14 protein-coding genes and 1 tRNA gene are annotated in these 16,547 nt (G+C 69.7%); 7 read left to right on the top strand and 8 right to left on the bottom strand.

Translation table 11 applies throughout. From position 1 onward, the window contains the following. Window positions 1-186 precede the first annotated feature (186 nt). The 4 genes from D7Y11_RS13065 to metF form a co-directional block, all read right to left on the bottom strand. Window positions 187-483: a hypothetical protein gene (locus tag D7Y11_RS13065; protein WP_121754196.1), complete on the bottom strand. Its 297-nt coding sequence runs from the start codon at window positions 481-483 to the stop codon at window positions 187-189. An 88-nt stretch (window positions 484-571) separates the two neighbouring features. Beyond that, entirely contained in the window at window positions 572-1,627 is a 1,056-nt protein-coding gene (locus D7Y11_RS13060) for a homoserine dehydrogenase (protein ID WP_126933854.1), read from the bottom strand. Then, entirely contained in the window at window positions 1,624-2,046 is a 423-nt protein-coding gene (locus tag D7Y11_RS13055) for a hypothetical protein (protein ID WP_120577397.1), read from the bottom strand. Before D7Y11_RS13055 ends, D7Y11_RS13060 begins: the two co-directional genes overlap by 4 nt. Then, entirely contained in the window at window positions 2,043-2,915 is an 873-nt protein-coding gene (gene metF / locus D7Y11_RS13050; protein ID WP_120577398.1) for a methylenetetrahydrofolate reductase [NAD(P)H], read from the bottom strand. The genes D7Y11_RS13055 and metF overlap by 4 nt, the downstream gene beginning before the upstream one ends. 102 nt (window positions 2,916-3,017) lie before the next feature. On the opposite strand from metF, the gene gcvT reads away from it, so the two are divergent. From gcvT to gcvP, 3 genes are all read left to right on the top strand, one after another. After that, window positions 3,018-4,103, top strand: coding sequence for a glycine cleavage system aminomethyltransferase GcvT (gcvT, locus tag D7Y11_RS13045; RefSeq protein WP_126933853.1), 1,086 nt, complete (start codon window positions 3,018-3,020; stop codon window positions 4,101-4,103). A gap of 40 nt (window positions 4,104-4,143) precedes the next feature. Beyond that, on the top strand, window positions 4,144-4,527 hold the full coding sequence (gcvH, locus tag D7Y11_RS13040) for a glycine cleavage system protein GcvH (protein ID WP_120577400.1): 384 nt from the start codon (window positions 4,144-4,146) through the stop codon (window positions 4,525-4,527). Between the two features lie 110 nt (window positions 4,528-4,637). After that, window positions 4,638-7,541, top strand: a complete 2,904-nt coding sequence (gcvP, locus tag D7Y11_RS13035; protein WP_126933852.1) for an aminomethyl-transferring glycine dehydrogenase — start codon at window positions 4,638-4,640, stop codon at window positions 7,539-7,541. Window positions 7,542-7,607: 66 nt separating this feature from the next. Here gcvP and D7Y11_RS13030 read toward each other — a convergent pair whose 3' ends face one another. From D7Y11_RS13030 to D7Y11_RS13020, 3 genes are all read right to left on the bottom strand, one after another. Then, window positions 7,608-8,507, bottom strand: a complete 900-nt coding sequence (locus tag D7Y11_RS13030) for a cation diffusion facilitator family transporter (protein ID WP_120577402.1) — start codon at window positions 8,505-8,507, stop codon at window positions 7,608-7,610. A 52-nt stretch (window positions 8,508-8,559) separates the two neighbouring features. After that, complete coding sequence (locus D7Y11_RS13025; RefSeq protein ID WP_126933851.1) at window positions 8,560-9,804, bottom strand: energy transducer TonB; 1,245 nt, start codon at window positions 9,802-9,804, stop codon at window positions 8,560-8,562. Between the two features lie 119 nt (window positions 9,805-9,923). Continuing rightward, complete coding sequence (locus D7Y11_RS13020) at window positions 9,924-11,789, bottom strand: SpoIID/LytB domain-containing protein (RefSeq protein WP_233607275.1); 1,866 nt, start codon at window positions 11,787-11,789, stop codon at window positions 9,924-9,926. Window positions 11,790-11,811: 22 nt separating this feature from the next. On the opposite strand from D7Y11_RS13020, the gene D7Y11_RS13015 reads away from it, so the two are divergent. Beyond that, the gene (locus D7Y11_RS13015; protein ID WP_306770433.1) at window positions 11,812-13,464 is read left to right on the top strand and encodes a nitrous oxide reductase family maturation protein NosD; all 1,653 of its coding nucleotides are present in this window, start codon (window positions 11,812-11,814) and stop codon (window positions 13,462-13,464) included. A 76-nt stretch (window positions 13,465-13,540) separates the two neighbouring features. On the opposite strand, the gene D7Y11_RS13010 is transcribed toward D7Y11_RS13015, so the two are convergent. Then, a tRNA-Cys gene (locus tag D7Y11_RS13010) sits at window positions 13,541-13,612 on the bottom strand. A gap of 132 nt (window positions 13,613-13,744) precedes the next feature. On the opposite strand from D7Y11_RS13010, the gene D7Y11_RS13005 reads away from it, so the two are divergent. From D7Y11_RS13005 to asd, 3 genes are all read left to right on the top strand, one after another. Beyond that, entirely contained in the window at window positions 13,745-14,896 is a 1,152-nt protein-coding gene (locus D7Y11_RS13005; protein ID WP_126933849.1) for an acyl-CoA dehydrogenase family protein, read from the top strand. A gap of 102 nt (window positions 14,897-14,998) precedes the next feature. Beyond that, window positions 14,999-15,349 carry a rhodanese-like domain-containing protein gene (locus D7Y11_RS13000; RefSeq protein WP_169821069.1) on the top strand — a complete coding sequence of 117 codons (351 nt, stop codon included), beginning with the start codon at window positions 14,999-15,001 and terminating at the stop codon, window positions 15,347-15,349. Between the two features lie 69 nt (window positions 15,350-15,418). Continuing rightward, window positions 15,419-16,507: an aspartate-semialdehyde dehydrogenase gene (asd, locus tag D7Y11_RS12995; RefSeq protein ID WP_121754188.1), complete on the top strand. Its 1,089-nt coding sequence runs from the start codon at window positions 15,419-15,421 to the stop codon at window positions 16,505-16,507. Window positions 16,508-16,547: the final 40 nt, after the last annotated feature.

Raw genomic sequence — 16,547 nt, 5'->3', positions numbered from 1 at the left:
TGGCGGCGGACGGTGACGGGTTCGACGTGGAGGTCCAGACCCGCGCGGCCTTGCGACGGCTGGGGCTCGGTACGCCCACGATGCTCGCGGACCCGAGCGACACGATGGACCACCACCCTGGCCGCGACGCGCGGATGAGACGCGAAGCCCCCGGACCTGTTCCGTCCGGGGGCGCGCGGCCAGGAACTACAGCGACTGGCTCTGCTCCGGAGCCGTCTGGGGCTGGCTCTGGGGCGCGCACGCCAGGAGCTCCTCCGCGGAGGCTTCGTTCTCGACGCTGGCAGTGCTGGCGAACGGGCAGCCGCACCACGCGGTCCAGAGCACCACGCAGCAGGGGGCAGGGCCGCAGACGGAGCACTTATCGTCTTCGACGGGCGCCTGCACCGAGGACACCTGGGTGTCTTCCGCCGCGAACGCGGGCGCCGCGAACAGCATCAGGAGGGAAGCCATCTTCGGGAGGTCGGAGCGGCGGAGCAGCTTCATGGTGTACCTCGGGGAGAACGGCGCGTCGGGTCCACGCCGGTGGGACCCAGGAGCTTCGCACATCTTCCCCGTGCCCCGTGACGCCCCCTCAGTCCGGGAAGATCTCCAGCACGTCCTTCAGCATCGCCGCGCCCGTGCCCCGCGCGCCCTGCTCACCGTTGATGACGGTGTTCACGCCGTGCAGGTCGCTGCGGAACACCGCGCCCATCTCCATCGCGCCCAGCCGGGCCAGGGGATGGGCCGAGTCCACGGCGGTGGGCCGCACGCTCCACTCCCACTGCTCACCGCCCACGGGCTCGCCGCGCGCCAGCAGCAGCACCTGGCCGCCCTTCGCCGTCGCCGCGTCCAGCTCCGCGCGCGTCACGCCGCGCATGCCCGTTACGGCCACGTCCTTCAGCATCGTCGGCACGCGCATCACCGCGTTGGCCAGGATGACCAGCTTGCCCGCAGTGTCCCAGCCATCCACGTCGAGCGTGGGGTCCGTCTCCGCGATGCCCAGCGACTGCGCCTCCGCCAGCGCGGCCTCGTACGTCCTGCCCTCCGCCATGCGGCACAGCAGCAGGTGGCTGGTGCTGTTGAGCACGCCCTCGAACCGGCCCAGCTTCCCCAGCGCCAGGTCCCGGCGGCCCACGTTCACCAGCGGCATCGACGCGCCCACCGCCGCGCTGAAGCGCAGGGGAGGGCGGCCCGGCGACTCCAGGTCGCTCATGCCCGCCAGCTCCTGGAACCCCAGCACCAGCGGCCCCTTGCTCGCGAGCACCGCCGCCATGCCTCGCGACAGCGCGTCCCGCGTGATGTCCAACCCGGGCTGCCCGTCCTGGAAACTCGTGGGCGTGGCCTCCAGCAAGAGGTCCGCCTTCACCTCGCGCACCAGGTCTCGCCCGCTCAACCCCGGACGCCCCACCACCGGCAGCGACGCCACGGAATGCCGCGCCCGCTTCACCGCCAGCACCGCGCCGATGTCCAATCCGTGCGGGGACACCGCCGCGCCGCCCGAGTCCGCCAACCCCACCGGCAACAGCTCCAGCCGGTAGCGCTCCATCAAGAGAGACGCGCGCGACTGGATGATCTCCAGGAGCGGCACGCCCACGTTCCCAAGGCCCGTGAGCAGGAAGCGCACCGTGCGGACGGCGCGCGGGTTCATGGTGCGAAGGCCTCGCGCACCCCGTCACGGCGCAGCGTGAAGAGCATCCACACCGCCACCGGCACGCCCACGAAACAGCCGGGCGTCAGCGTGTACATCGCGCAGATGGCGCCCACCGTCGCCAGGCCGTACCCCTTGAGGTTCATCGCGTTCCACGCGCCCCAGACGGCGAGCACCCCGCAGAGGATCCCGCCCAGGATGGCCAGCGTGAAGCCCGTCGTGAACTCCAGCACCACCGGCGCCTGCCCCGGCGTCGAGAAGGGCGACGCCACCTTCAGCGCCGCCAGCAGCCCGCCGAGCAGGCTGAAGGTGACGTGCAGCACGCCCACGACGAGCAGGAAGAACGCCGGGAAGCGCACGATCTGGAAGATCTTGATGCGCGGGTCGCCCGACTCCAGCTGAGGACCAGGACCGCTCATGACCGCCCCTTCAGCGCGCCCACGATCATCCGCGTCGCGGGAGACTTGTTCAGCGTGTAGAAGTGGATGCCCGGCACGCCGCGCGCGAGCAGCTCCATGCACTGCACCGTGGCGTGCGCGACACCCAGCTGCACGACGGCGTCAGGCTGATCCTTCACGCGCTCCATCTGCAACGCCAGACGCATGGGCACTGTCGCGCCACACATGCGCGTGAAGCGCTGGACCTGCTCGTAGTTGGTGATGGGCATGATGCCGGGAACGATGGGGACGTTGATGCCCGCCCGCCGCGCCCGCTCCACGAAGTCGAAATAGAAGGCGTTGTCGAAGAAGAGCTGCGTCACCACGAAGTCCATCCCCGCATCCACCTTGGCCTTCAGGTGCTTGAGGTCGTCCTCGCGCGACGCCGTCTCCACGTGGCCCTCCGGATAGCACGCGCCTCCCAGGCAGAAGTTGAAATCCTCTTCTCGAACGAATCGGACCAACTCCTCCGCGTAGCGGAAGCCTCCGGGCACCGGCTCGAACGTCGCCTGCCCCAGCGGCGGGTCCCCTCGCAGCAGGAGCACGTTCTCGATGCCTGCCGCGTCGAGCCGGCGCAGCACGTCACGAAGCTCGTCGCGGGTGTGTCCCACGCACGTCAGGTGCGCCATCGCCTCGATGCCGGTGTGCTTCTTGATGTGCGTGACCAGGTCCACCGTCCGGTCGCGCGTGCTCCCGCCCGCCCCGTACGTCACCGACACGAACCCCGGTTCCAGCGGCGCAAGCTCCTCCACCGTGCGCAGGAGCGAGGCCACGCCCGCGTCCGTCTTGGGAGGAAAAAACTCGAAGGAGAAGCTCGGCTTGGAGGGGTTGAGGCAGTTGCGAATCTTCATGTCGGGAGGAGTTTAGTCCCTTCCGCGTCGGCCTTGATCGGAGAAGGTGCGCCGCTATAGTCCGCGCCGTTTCGCCACCCCCTGCCCATCATGGAGAAGTCAATGACCCGGCGTACGCCCCTCAACGAGGCCCACCGCAAGCTGGGGGCCCGCATGGTCGACTTCGCCGGCTGGGACATGCCGGTGCAGTACTCGTCCCTCACCGCCGAGCACGAGGCCGTGCGCACCGCTGTCGGCCTCTTCGACGTCTCCCACATGGGCGAGATCGAGTTCACCGGCCCGGGCGCCCTGGAGACCGTGAACCGGCTCATCTCCAACGACCTCTCCCGAATCCAGGACGGCCAGGCCGTCTACGCGGGCCTGCTCAACGACCTGGGCGGCTTCGTGGACGACGTCGTCGCCTACCGCTTCAGCCCCGAGCGCATCCTCATCTGCGTCAACTCCAGCAACCGCGAGAAGGACTTCGCCTGGATGAACGCGCGCGCGGAAGGCGTCAAGCCCGTGGACAAGAGCGACGACTACGCGCAGATCGCCATCCAGGGTCCCAAGGCCGTGGGGCTGGTGCAGCGCCTGACGAAGTCGGACCTGTCCCAGGTGGGCACCTACCGCTTCACGGAAGGGGAGGTCGCTGGCGTGAAGGCCATCATCTCCCGCACGGGTTACACCGGTGAGGACGGCTTCGAGCTGTACTGCGCCGCCGGCGACGCCGTGAAGCTCTGGGACGCGCTCCTGGAGGCCGGGCAGCCGGACGGCGTGAAGCCCTGTGGCCTGGGCGCGCGCGACTCGCTTCGCACGGAGATGAAGTACGCGCTGTACGGCAACGACATCGACGACGCGCACACCGCCCTGGAGGCGGGCCTGGGGTGGATCGTCAAGCTGGACAAGGCGGGCGGCTTCATCGGCAAGGACGCGCTCGCCGCGCAGAAGGCCGCGGGCGTGCCGCGCAAGCTGGTGGGCTTCGAGCTCACCGACAAGGGCATCCCCCGCCACGGCTACTCCGTCCTCAAGAACGGTGAGCGCGTGGGCGAGGTGACGAGCGGCACCATGGGCCCCACGGTGAAGAAGTCCATCGGCATGGCCTACGTGCCGGCGAACCTCGCCGCGGAAGGCTCCACCTTCGACGTGGACATCCGCGGCCGCGCCGTGCCCGCCGTCGTCGTGAAGACCCCCTTCCTCAAGAAGTCCTGATTTCCTTCCTTCCCCACCTGTTGTGAGGAGCTGAAACCCCATGGCCAACATCCCGCAGGACCTGAAGTACACCCAGGAGCACGAGTGGGCCCGCGTCGCGGGCAAGAGCGTCGTGGTGGGCATCACCGACCACGCCCAGACCACACTGGGCGACATCGTCTACGTGGAGCTGCCCAAGCTGGGCGCCCAGGTGTCGGCCGGCGACTCGTTCGGCACCGTCGAGTCCGTCAAGGCCGTGTCGGAGCTGTTCGCACCTGTCTCCGGCACGATCGTGAAGGTGAACACCGACCTCACGGAAGAGCCCGAGAACCTCAACACGGATCCGTACGGGGACGGGTGGCTCGTGGAGATCGAGCTCTCGGACGCCGGGCAGCTGAGCAACCTGCTGGACGCCGCCGCCTACGAGAAGCTCACCAAGGAGTAGTTCCGCGCGCGCAAGAAGTCGGGCGTCCCGGTTGTTAGAGACGCTCCATGGAGTGCCGAGCCCGCTCGGACGCCGAACTTCCTACCGCACCTCACGCGAGCCCTTCGACCATGTCCCTCAACTGGAAGTACCAGGAGTCCTTCGCCGGCCGGCACATCGGCCCGGAGACCCCTGAAGTGAAGCAGATGCTGTCCACGCTGGGCGTGGACTCGCTGGACGCCTTCGTGGAGTCCACCGTGCCGCCCGTCATCCGCTCCCCGGAGCCCCTGCGGCTGCCCGCGGGCAAGGGTGAGAACGAGGTGCTGGCGCAGCTGGAGGCCATCGCGGCGAAGAACCAGGTGTTCCGGTCCTTCATCGGCATGGGCTACAGCGACACCCACGTCCCCAACGTCATCCTGCGCAACATCTTCCAGAACCCGGGCTGGTACACCCAGTACACGCCCTACCAGGCGGAGATCGCCCAGGGCCGGTTGGAAGCGCTGCTCAACTTCCAGACGATGGTGACGGACCTCACCGGCATGGAAGTGGCCAACGCCTCCATGCTGGATGAAGGCACCGCCGCGGCGGAGGCCATGGCGCTCGCGCTGCACGCCAAGGGCACCGACGCCGGGGGCGCGTTCTTCGTCTCCGACGGCTGCCACCCGCAGACGGTGGACGTGGTGCGTACGCGCGCCCTCCCGCTGGGCGTGGAGGTCGTCGTGGGCGACCACCGCACGGTGGACCTGTCCCAGAAGAAGTTCTTCGGCGCGCTGGTGCAGTACCCGGCGACGGACGGCGTGGCGCACGACTACCGCGCCTTCGGTGAGAAGGTGCACGCGGCGGACGGCCTGCTCGTCGTCGCGGCGGACCTGCTGGCCTTGACGCTGCTCACCGCGCCCGGCGAGTTCGGCGCGGACGTGGTGGTGGGCAGTGCGCAGCGCTTCGGCGTTCCGCTGGGCTACGGCGGCCCGCACGCCGCCTACTTCGCCACGAAGCACGCCTACACCCGCGTGATGCCGGGCCGCCTCATCGGCGTGTCCGAGGACTCCGGGGGCCGGCCCGCGCTGCGAATGGCGCTGCAGACGCGCGAGCAGCACATCCGCCGTGAGAAGGCCACGAGCAACATCTGCACCGCGCAGGTGCTGCTGGCCGTGATGGCCGGCATGTACGCCGTCTACCACGGGCCGGAGGGGCTCAAGGCCATCGCGGAGCGCGTGCACGGACTCACCGTGGTGCTGTCTCGCGGCCTGGCGAAGCTGGGCTTCAAGCCGAAGCACGAGCAGTTCTTCGACACGCTGCGCGTGGAGCTGACGGCCCCGCAGGTGCGGGGCGTGCTGGCCGCCGCGGAAGGCGCGAAGATGAACTTCCGCCGCATCGACGAGAAGACGCTCGGCCTGTCGCTGGACGAGACGACGCGCGCCAAGGACGTGGAGGACATCCTCGCGGCCTTCATCCAGGGCGCGAACAAGTCCGCGTCCCCGGTGAACCTGGACGAGGTCGCCGAAGGCCTGGAGAGCCCGCTCGCCCCCGAGCTGCGCCGCCAGAGCGCGTACCTCACGCACCCGGTCTTCAACCGCTACCACTCCGAGACGGAGATGCTGCGGTACGTGCGCCGGCTGGAGGCGAAGGACCTGTCCCTCACGCACTCCATGATTCCGCTGGGCAGCTGCACCATGAAGCTCAACGCCACCGCGGAGATGATCCCGGTGACGTGGCCCCAGTTCAGCAAGCTGCACCCGTTCGCACCCACCTCGCAGGCGGCCGGCTACAAGGTCATCTTCGAGCAGCTGGAGCACGCGCTGTCGCAGGTGACGGGCTTCGCCGGGTGCTCGCTGCAGCCCAACGCGGGCAGCCAGGGTGAGTACGCGGGCCTGCTCGTGATTCGCGCCTACCACCAGGCGCGCGGGCAGGGGCACCGCGACGTGTGCCTCATCCCGTCCTCCGCGCACGGCACCAACCCCGCCTCCGCGGTGATGGCCGGCTATCGGGTCGTCGTCACGAAGTGCGACGAGAACGGCAACATCGACCTGAACGACCTGCGCGCCAAGGCGGACCAGCACAAGGACAAGCTGGCCGCGCTGATGGTGACGTACCCCTCCACGCACGGCGTGTTCGAGGAGGAGATCCGGGAAATCTGCTCCGCCATCCACGAGCGCGGCGGCCAGGTGTACATGGACGGCGCCAACCTCAACGCGCAGGTGGGCCTCACCGCGCCGGGCCTGGTGGGCGCGGACGTCTGCCACATCAACCTGCACAAGACGTTCTGCATCCCGCACGGCGGTGGCGGCCCGGGCATGGGCCCCATCTGCGTGGCGTCCCACCTGGTGAAGTTCCTCCCCGGACACCCCGTCATCCAGACGGGCGGAGGGGACGCCATCGGCGCCATCTCCGCGGCGCCGTGGGGCAGCGCGAGCATCCTGCTCATCTCCTGGATGTACATCCAGATGATGGGCGGCGAGGGCCTGACGCAGGCCACGAAGATGGCCATCCTCAACGCCAACTACGTCGCGGAGCGGCTCCAGCCGCACTACCCGGTGCTCTACCGGGGCAAGCGCGGCCGGGTGGCCCACGAGTGCATCGTGGACCTGCGCCCGCTCAAGAAGACCGCGGGCGTGGAGGTGGAGGACGTGGCCAAGCGCCTCATGGACTACGGCTTCCACGCGCCCACCGTGTCGTTCCCGGTGGCGGGCACGCTGATGATTGAACCCACGGAGTCCGAGTCCAAGGCGGAGTTGGATCGCTTCTGCGACGCGATGATCGCCATCCGCCAGGAGATCCGCGACGTGGAGGAGGGCCGTGCGCCCAAGGACAACAACGTCCTGAAGAACGCGCCGCACACCGCGCGCACGCTCACCGCGCCGGAGTGGAACCGCCCGTACACCCGCGAGCAGGCCGTGTTCCCCACGCCGTGGGTCCGCGACAACAAGTTCTGGCCGTCCGTGGGACGCCTGAACAACGTGCTGGGTGACCGCAAGCTCGTGTGCTCGTGCCCTCCCATCGAGGACTACGACACGCCCGCGCAGAAGGTCGCTTAAGCCGTCTTCGACAGCAGCAGTCACCGGGGCCGTCTTCCAGCGCATCGGAAGGCGGCCCTCGTGTTTTCAGCGGGCCCGCGCGGGCTCCACGTGGACCACCACGTCCACCACCTGCGGATAGGCCCCTTGCAGCGTCTCCTCCACCTTGTCGGCCACTTCGTGGGCCTGCGCGGTGGTGAGCTGCGGGTCGACCTCGATCTTCAGGTCCACGTAGACGCTCTCCTCCATGCCCCGGCTGCGCACGTCGCGGCAGGAGCGCACGCCGGCCACCGCCAGCGTGTGCTGGGACACCTGCGCCGGGTCCAGGCGCGCGGTGTCGGAGAGGATGCCCACCGCCTGCCGGACGATGCCGTAGGCCACCCGCGCGACGAAGACCATCACGGCCAGCGCCACCAGCCCGTCCGCGCGAGGGAAGCCCATCGCCACCAGGCCAATGGAGATGAGCACGGCGATGGTCACGAACACGTCCGACAGCGTGTGCTGCGCGTCCGCGAGCAGCAGGGCGCTCTTGTACTTCTCCCCGTAGTGCCGCTCCACGCGGGTGACGGCCAGGTTGATGAACAGCGTGGCGACCATCACCGCCGCCATCGTCACCGACACCGTGGGGTGCTTGTCGTGCAGGAGCGAGTCGAACGCCATGCGCCCCAGCTCCAGCATGCCCACGCCAATCATCGCGCCAATGCCCAGCGACGCGAGCGCCTCGAACTTGCCGTGGCCGTAGGGGTGGTCCGCGTCCGCCGGCTGCGACGCGACGCCCATGGCGACCAGGCCCAGCACGTTGGAGCCGCCGTCAATGAACGAGTGCAACCCGTCCGCCGTCACCGACGCGGACTGGGCCATGAGGCCGAAGACGAGCTTGGCCACGGCCACGACCCAGTTGGCCACGAGGATGGCCAACAGGACGAAGCGGACCTTCCGGTTGCGCTCCTGGAGCGCGGCGCCACGGTCGACGAAAGAGGCTTCCACGGCGGGGCAGGGTAGTGCCTTCGCGCCGTCCACCGCGAGGCCTCCGTGGGTCCTACTGTCGGAACAGCCGCATCCGGGGGCCGCCGCCCATCTCCAGGAAGAAGCCGAACTGGAAGCGCACCGTCGCGTCCTGGCTCAGCAGGCCGGACGGCGGGTTGGGGAAGGGCTGCGCGCGCTTGAAGGACGCCACGGCCTCCATGTCCAGGAAGTCCAGGCCGCTGCTCTTCTCCACCTGGATGTCCTTCACCGCGCCGCGCTCGTCCAGGGTGATGGTCAGCAGCGTCTGGCGGTCGCGCCCGGAGTAGATGTTCCCCGTCGGGTCGCGCATGCGCAGTTGCTCGTTGGGGTTCCAGTGCATGCCCACGCTCTGCTTCACGCGGTTGAAGAAGCTGGCGTACTTCCACTCGCGCGTGTTGAGGAAGGTGCCGTCGCCTTCCTCCTGGTCGCGGAGCATGTCGTTGGGCGCCGCGCCCACGACCTTGTCCATGGCCGCCTGCGACGGCATCAGCGTGGCCAGGCCCGGGGAGCCCACGCGGCCCGTGGAGCCCTCCTGCTCGCTTTCCTCGCCCTGGCCGGGCTGGATGCGCAGGCGCTTGGCGTTGCCTTGCGTGGCGTCGCTCTCCGACTGGTTCTTCACCGCCATGCCCGGGCCGCGCTCGCGCGGATCCGTCCTCATGGCGATCTCCTCCTTGCGGCGCGTCTCCGGCATCTCGAAGACGGGCTTCTTGCCACCCTGGGACTGGGCCCGGTCGTCCGCGCCCGTGCCGTTGTTGCCGGACACGCGCGGGGGCTGCACCTGGTCCTGCGCCGCGCCCTCCTGCTTCTGGGGCGCGGTCCGCTGGGGCATGGCGTTGCGGTAGAAGGCCGTCTGGTCGCGCGCGCGCGTCTCCTTCTCCGTCGTGTTGTTGTGCTCGGCCAGGTACTTCGCGTCCGGGGACTGCTGATCATTCCCCGGCGCCACGTCCACCACCTGGCCCTGGGGCTTCGTCTCGTCCGGCTTCTTCTCTTCCTTCGGCTCGCGCTTCTCCGTGGGGCGGGGCTTCGTCTGCTGCGGCGTCACCGCCCCCCGGTTCTTCGCCCACTGGTCCGACGTGAGCGGCCTCACCGCCACGGACGTGGGCCGGGCGGGGCGCTTCTCGTGAGGGAAGTTCGCCTGCACGGCCGACACCAGGAGCACGAAGCCCACGAAGGCGACCTGGGCCAGGAGCGCCAGGATGCCCGCCACCAGGTAGCGCAAGGGCCCACGCTGCTTCCGCGCGCGCCGCTGACGCCAGTCTGTCGAGGAACCCGTGCCCACGGCCTGATGATAAACCTCCGGACCGCTTCTACAGTCCCGAACGTGCGGCCCGTAACACCTGGGACATGGAAGAGATTCGCGAGCGCGTGCGTTGGTGCGTTCGAAATGTCCGCTTCATCTCAGTAGATGGGGGCGACCTCCGCCCCGTTGAAGTAGAAGCGAAGGATCTCCGGATAGCTCTGCCCGGCCTCCGCCCGGCCGATGGCGCCTGTCTGACACATGCCCACGCCGTGGCCCCAGCCGCCGCCCCGGAACAGCCATCCGGTGGGCCGGCCCTCGGCGTCCCGCTCGGCCTCCACGGTGGCCATGCTGCTGTTGAGCATCCCGAAGAGCCGCCGGATGTTCAGCTCCCCGCGCACCTGGGTGGCGCCCTTCGTCCCGGACACGGTGAGCAGCCGGGCGCGCCCGGACACCCCGCGCTCGGACAGGGCGAGCCCCTGGATGGACCCCACGCCCAGCTTCTCCGTGAGCGCGTCCACCTGGTTTTGCGTGAAGCGCTTCTCCCACCGGAATTTCGTGGGCTGCGCGAAGCTGGACAGCTTGCACGCGGCGGGCACGTCCGAGGTCGCCAGCCACGCCTTGAGGTTCGACGGGCCGGGGACGCCCGGCGCGGGCTCCAGCAGGTCCGGCCGCCCGCGCAGGCTGGGGTCCGGCGCGCCACCCCACACCACGTCGTTGTCCTCGGTGTGGCCGCCGCACACGGCGCTGTAGACGGAGTCCACCAGCCGGCCCTCCTGGCTGAAGAGGGCCTGGCCCCGGGTGGCCTCCACCGCGGCGGTGGTGCTGGCCGCCTCGCCGGTGCGGCCCCGGTACACCGCGCAGTGCTGCTCCGAGCAGAGCAGGTACGGATCCGCCAGGTGCTTGATGCCCACCTTCGCCAGCACCTCGCCACGCGCGGTGACGGCCTGGGCCTTGAGCGCCTCCGGGTGCGCGCGCGCGAAGATTTCGGACGGCACCAGCCCCTTGAGCAGGTCCTCCAGGCCCACCACGTTCACCACCGCGAGCTTGCCGCCGCGGTCCACCGCGAACTGGAGCGCGCCGCGGAAGCTGCGGTCCTCGAAGGCGTGGAAGTCGTAGCCCACGCCGTACTCCACCTGCCGCACGTCGAAGCCGGTGCCGTCCGGCGTCTCCGCGTCCAGCCTGTCTTGCGCCAGACCCACCACGGCGTCGTTCTCGTCCTTCAGCTCCAGGATGGCGCGGGAAGGCTTGCGGACCTCCTCGAAGAGCGTGGTGCGCAGGCCGTAGCGGCGCAGCAGCTCCGCCTGCTGCTTCGCCGCGGCCTCGGGTGTCAGCGCCTCGTCGCCCAGGAGGAGATAGCGCCGGTTGTCGATGACCTTCCCGGCGATGCCGTACACGGAGCCCAGCGTGTGCGTGCGCACCGCGAGCCCTCGCGCGCGCCATGTCTCCTGCGCCTCCGCGAGCCCCGCCTTGTCCGCGAAGCGGAACTCGCCCAGTTGCAGCCGCGCGCTCCACTGGGCCGGTTCGCCCTGCGTCACCCGCACCGTCCAGCGCGAGCCCGCGGGCGCGTCCAGCACCTTGTCTCCCGGCCCGCCGAAGCGCAGCCGCATCCGCGCGCGCGGCGAGAACGTCACGACCTCGCGCCCCTCCATCAGCTTGATGGGGAGTCGCGGCTCGCCGTTGCGGAAGTCCAGGCGCTTCAGGTCCTGCGGCCCGGGCAGGCCCGACGTGAGCGGATCCTCCAGGCCACTCGGAGCGGGGGGCTTCACGCCCGCGTCAGCCGGCTTCGCGGGGATGGAGACCTCCGGCTCGCCCAGGCCCCGGGTGCTGGGGGCAGGTGAGGGCGCCGGCGTGGCGCAGGAGGCGAGCAGCAGGGCGGTCAGGAGCAGGACGGCTTTGGACACGGCGGCGGCACCGTAGCCGCCATGGGGCCGAGCGTCACGGTTCTCCCTCCCGCTGCGGCGCGTCTCGGCCTGGATGACCGGCAGTGAATAGAACGCCCAACGCCGTGCGTTGCCCCTGCTCATGCAAATTCTTGGAGGCAACGGCTTGAAGACGCGACACACCCTGGTGGCCTCCCTGGCTGCCTGCACCCTGGCTCTTGGGCTGACCGCTTGTGGCGGCGGCGGTGGCTCTGGCGGAGGCACTGGCGGTTCGTCGGGCGCCGGTACCCAGGCCCCCGCGACGAACACGGGGACCCCCAAGGTCGAGAAGGCTCCCACCGCTCCGGGCAAGGCGCCCCCCATCGGCGTGCAGCCGGTGGAGAACACGCCCGCCGCGCAGATGCCGGATCATGCGGACCACACGCCCATCGCGGAGCCCGGTCCCCAGCCCGCCGTCAGTGCCCAGGCGATGCAGGAGACCCCCGCCACCACGCCCGCCCATGATTGGGTTGTGTCGCCCAACGGCGACGACGGCGCCCAGGGCACGGAGGCCGCGCCGCTGCGCACCATCGCCATGGCGGTGAGCAAGGCGGGCCCTGGCGACCGCATCCGCGTGCTCGCGGGCGCCTACGCCGAGCGCGTGGTGCTGGGCGACAACACCAAGGCCGGAACTCCCGAGGCGAAGATCACCCTCCAGGGCGAGGGCCGTCCCAAGCTCACCCCGGGCAGCGGCTCCGGTGCGGCGGTGCAGGTGCGCCGCGCGAACTGGGTCATCGACGGGTTCGACATCGACGTGGAGGGACAGCCCATCTTCGGCGTCACCTTCGAGGGCGACGTGCAGGGCACGGTGCTGGCCAACTCGGAGCTGCACAACGGCACCGGCGGCGCGGGCGTCACCATGTTCAACAACGCCAAGGGCCCCACCATCGAGAACAACAACATCCACGACTTCGTGCGCACCACCGGCAACAAGGACTCGCACGGCATCGTGATGCAGCCCGCGTCCTACGACGCGACGGTGCGCAACAACGACATCCACGACAACTCGGGTGACTCCGTGCAGTGCCTGGGGCCCGAGGGCTTCAGCGACCTGCCGCCCGCCACGGGCCTGCTGGTGGAGAACAACCACTTCTTCAACAACCGGGAGAACGCCGTGGACATCAAGACGTGCCACGACGTCACCATCCGCAACAACCGGATGCACAAGTTCCAGCCGTCGGAGACGGCGAAGGGCGATGCGCTCGTCATCCACTACTCCGCCAAGAACGTGCTGGTGGAGGACAACGAGCTGTATGACGCCGCGAAGGGCATCTCCGTGGGCGGCAACCACGAGGGCCCCGTGCCCGAGGCCGTCGTCGTGCGCCGCAACCGCGTGCACGACATCACCGACGCGGGCGGCGGCGAAGGCACCGCCATCCGCCTGGAGAACTCCAAGGGCACCGTGGTGGTGAACAACACCATCACCCGCGCCAAGGCCGGCATCATCCTGGGCCACGGCACGGGCGGCCCCACGGAGTCTCTGCGCGTGGAGAACAACCTCGTGGACGCGCCCGTCAGCGTGGACGTGGGCGGCCAGGCTCCCGGCCTCCAGATGAGCAACAACCTCTATCCGTCCGGCGCGCAGTTCAAGACCAACGGCCAGCTCCAGGCCCTGGACGCCTTCAAGGCCGCCGCGAAGGACACCACCTCCAACGGGGGTGACGTGACGGTGTCGGACACCTTCGCCCCGTCCGCCGCCGCCCAGGACCAGGGCCAGGACCAGGGCCAGCCCTTCTGCGGCGCGGCCCCGGACATCGGCGCGGTGGAAATGGGCTGCTAGGCCCACCCGGGAAAGCACCCCCGGAAAAGCAGAAGGCCCGATGCGGAGACTTCCGCATCGGGCCTTTTGTCTTATGAGGCGCCACCCGGATTCGAACCGGGGAATGAAGGTTTTGCAGACCTTTGCCTTACCACTTGGCTATGGCGCCGCAGCGATTGGGGCCGGGGTTATACGCAGCCCGGTAGGAGCCGGTCAAGGAAGCAACACCATCCAGCCCCGCTTCTCGTCCCGCTACCATACGGCGCGGGGTGTCAGACCCTGACAAGCGAGGGAGCACACGATGCTGCACGGCCATGGCGTCTTCCAAGAGGAGCACGAAGCCTTCCGCCGCACCGTCCGGGCGGTGGTGGACAAGGAGCTGCGCCCGTTCGCGGCGGAGTGGGAGTCCCGGGAGGAGTTCCCCCGGGAGCTCTTCACCCGCTTCGGCGAGCTGGGCTTCCTGGGCCTGAAGTACCCGGAGGCCTACGGGGGCACGGCGGCCGGGGAGCTGTACGAGGCGGTGCTCCTGGAGGAGTTGGGCCGCTGCGGCTCCGGCGGTGTGGCCGCGGGGCTGGCAGGGCAGTTCACCATCGCCACCGGCCCCGTGCACCTGTTCGGCACGGAGGCCCAGAAGCAGCGCTGGCTGGCCCACGCCATCCGGGGGGAGAAGATTGGCGCCCTGGGCATCACCGAACCGGACGCCGGCTCGGATGTGGCGGGGCTGCGCACCACCGCCCGCCGCGACGGTGACCACTACGTCATCAACGGCTCCAAGACGTACATCACCAACGGGGTGCGGGCGGACTTCGTGGTGCTGGCGGTGAAGACCGACCCGTCGCGCGGCCACAAGGGCCTGTCCATGCTGGTGGTGGAGAAGGGCACGCCGGGCTTCAGCGTGGGGCGCAAGCTCCAGAAGGTGGGCTGGCGCGCGTCCGACACGGCGGAGCTCTTCTTCGAGGACTGCCGCGTGCCCGCGGAGAACCTGCTGGGCGTGGAGGGGCAGGGTTTCTCGCAGATCATGGGCAACTTCCAGTGGGAGCGCCTGTCGCTCGCGCTGGGCGCGGTGGGCGCCATGGACGACATGCTGGAGACCGTGCTCAAGCACGTGAAGCAGCGCCGCGCCTTCAATCAGACGCTGGCCGGCTTCCAGGTGGTGCGCCACAAGCTGGCGGACCTGCACACCGCCCGCGAATGCGCGCGGCAGCTCACCTACCACGCGCTGCGCCTGCACGTGGCCGGCGAGTACGCCGTCGCGCAGACCTCCATGGCCAAGAAGGTCGCCACGGAGACGTGCTGCCGCGTGGCCGACGAGTGCCTCCAGCTCCACGGCGGCGCGGGCTACATGATGGAGTACGACATCCAGCGCCACTGGCGCGACGCGCGGCTGGGTCCCATTGGCGGCGGCACCAGTGAGGTGATGAACGAAATCATCGCGAAGCAGCTGGGCCTCTGAGCCCGCGGGCCTTCCGGGAAGCAGGCGGGCGGACAGGCGGGAAGAGGGGAAAAAGCCCCCTGGTTCATGTTCGATGGAGCCCGTCGCCTCGGGGAGGTCCCGGTGGAGCCCAGCATCATTTGCGAGGAGCTGTTCATGCGTCTGGGGGACGAGGAGGTGCTCGTCCTGGATTGCCGCGACGCGATGGACTGGGAGCGGTTCGAGATCCACATCCCCGGCGCGCTGCGTATGACGGCCTCGGAGATTGCCCGGGACCTGGCGATGCTGCCGGACGACGAGCTCATCGTCCTGTGCGGCACCACCCAGGACTGCGCGGACATCCGCCGCATCTGCCGCGTGTTGCGCCTGAGGGGGCGCAACGCCGTGTGTCTCGCCGGCGGGCTCCACGCCTGGGTGACGGGGGGCTACCCCACGGAACGCCACGCACGCGCCCCCTCCCACGCCCACCGTTGAGCGGCGGATGCAGCGCGTCGTGAAACGGTGTAAGGAGCGCCCTGCCTCCCCCACCGGAGATCCCCCACGATGGCCAAGCTTCGCGCCGTACTCATTGGCGCCACCGGACTCGCGGGTCAGCAGTTCATCGCTGCCCTGAAGGACCACCCGCTCATCGAGCTGACCGGGCTCGCCGCTTCGCCCCGCTCCGCTGGAAAAACGTACGCGGACGCCCTGCGCGCCTCCAACGGCATGCTGGCCTGGTTCGTCCCGGAGCCGCTCCCGGAGTCCATCGCCCGCATGACCGTGGTCAGCGGCGACGCCGTCCAGGCGAAGGACTACGACATCGCCTTCTCCGCCGTGGAGGCGGACGTCGCCCGTGAAATCGAGCCGCGCCTGGCCCGGGACATCCCGGTGTTCTCCGCCGCGAGCGCCTTCCGCTACGACGAGGACGTGCCCCTGCTCCTCCCCCCCGTGAACGCCGCCCACGCCCCGCTCATCAACGAGCAGCGCCGGCAGCGCGGGTGGAAGGGCTTCATCGTCCCCATCCCCAACTGCACCACCACGGGCCTCGCCGTGACGCTGGCCCCCCTGGCCGAGCGCTTCGGCGTGAAGGCCGTGCTGATGACCAGCCTCCAGGCCATGTCCGGCGCCGGACGTTCGCCCGGCGTCATCGGCCTGGACATCCTCGACAACGTCGTGCCCTACATTCCCAAGGAGGAGCACAAGGTCGAGGTGGAGACGAAGAAGATCCTCGGGGCGCTCAACCCCGCGGGCGCGGCGCTCACTCCGCACGACGTGCGCGTCTCCTGCACCTGCACCCGCGTCGCCGTCCTGGAAGGCCACACCGAGTCCGTCTTCGTGTCGCTCGGGAAGAAAACCACCGTGGCGGAGGTCGCCCAGGCGATGCGCGAGTGGCAGGGCGCTCAGGTGGCGAAGGACCTGCCGTCCGCTCCGCCCCGGTGGATTGAAGTGCTGGACGACCCGTTCCGCCCCCAGCCCCGCATGGACCGGGACACCCACGGCGGCATGGCCACCACGGTGGGCCGCATCCGCGAGGACGGTGTGCTGGAGAACGGCTTCAAGTACGTGCTCGTCTCCCACAACACGAAGATGGGAGCCGCAAAGGGCGCCATCCTTGTCGCGGAGCTGCTGCGGGCGCAGGGCTTGCTGGGCTGACCGGGGAAGCGGGCCGGGCTGGTACCTAAATTCAGGGTGC

It is taken from the genome of Corallococcus sp. AB018 (assembly GCF_003986945.1).
GTDB classification, from domain to species: domain Bacteria; phylum Myxococcota; class Myxococcia; order Myxococcales; family Myxococcaceae; genus Corallococcus; species Corallococcus exiguus.
Note: the sequence above shows the minus strand (reverse complement) of the source record. Positions and strands in the feature narration are given on the sequence as shown.

What these genes read in the sequence shown, in the direction of transcription:
- D7Y11_RS13065 (WP_121754196.1), bottom strand. Translation starts at nt 483, where the DNA reads ATGAAGCTGCTCCGCCGCTCCGACCTCCCGAAGATGGCTTCCCTCCTG.
- D7Y11_RS13060 (WP_126933854.1), bottom strand. Translation starts at nt 1,627, where the DNA reads ATGAACCCGCGCGCCGTCCGCACGGTGCGCTTCCTGCTCACGGGCCTT.
- D7Y11_RS13055 (WP_120577397.1), bottom strand. Translation starts at nt 2,046, where the DNA reads ATGAGCGGTCCTGGTCCTCAGCTGGAGTCGGGCGACCCGCGCATCAAG.
- metF (WP_120577398.1), bottom strand. Translation starts at nt 2,915, where the DNA reads ATGAAGATTCGCAACTGCCTCAACCCCTCCAAGCCGAGCTTCTCCTTC.
- gcvT (WP_126933853.1), top strand. Translation starts at nt 3,018, where the DNA reads ATGACCCGGCGTACGCCCCTCAACGAGGCCCACCGCAAGCTGGGGGCC.
- gcvH (WP_120577400.1), top strand. Translation starts at nt 4,144, where the DNA reads ATGGCCAACATCCCGCAGGACCTGAAGTACACCCAGGAGCACGAGTGG.
- gcvP (WP_126933852.1), top strand. Translation starts at nt 4,638, where the DNA reads ATGTCCCTCAACTGGAAGTACCAGGAGTCCTTCGCCGGCCGGCACATC.
- D7Y11_RS13020 (WP_233607275.1), bottom strand. Translation starts at nt 11,789, where the DNA reads ATGAGCAGGGGCAACGCACGGCGTTGGGCGTTCTATTCACTGCCGGTC.
- D7Y11_RS13005 (WP_126933849.1), top strand. Translation starts at nt 13,745, where the DNA reads ATGCTGCACGGCCATGGCGTCTTCCAAGAGGAGCACGAAGCCTTCCGC.
- asd (WP_121754188.1), top strand. Translation starts at nt 15,419, where the DNA reads ATGGCCAAGCTTCGCGCCGTACTCATTGGCGCCACCGGACTCGCGGGT.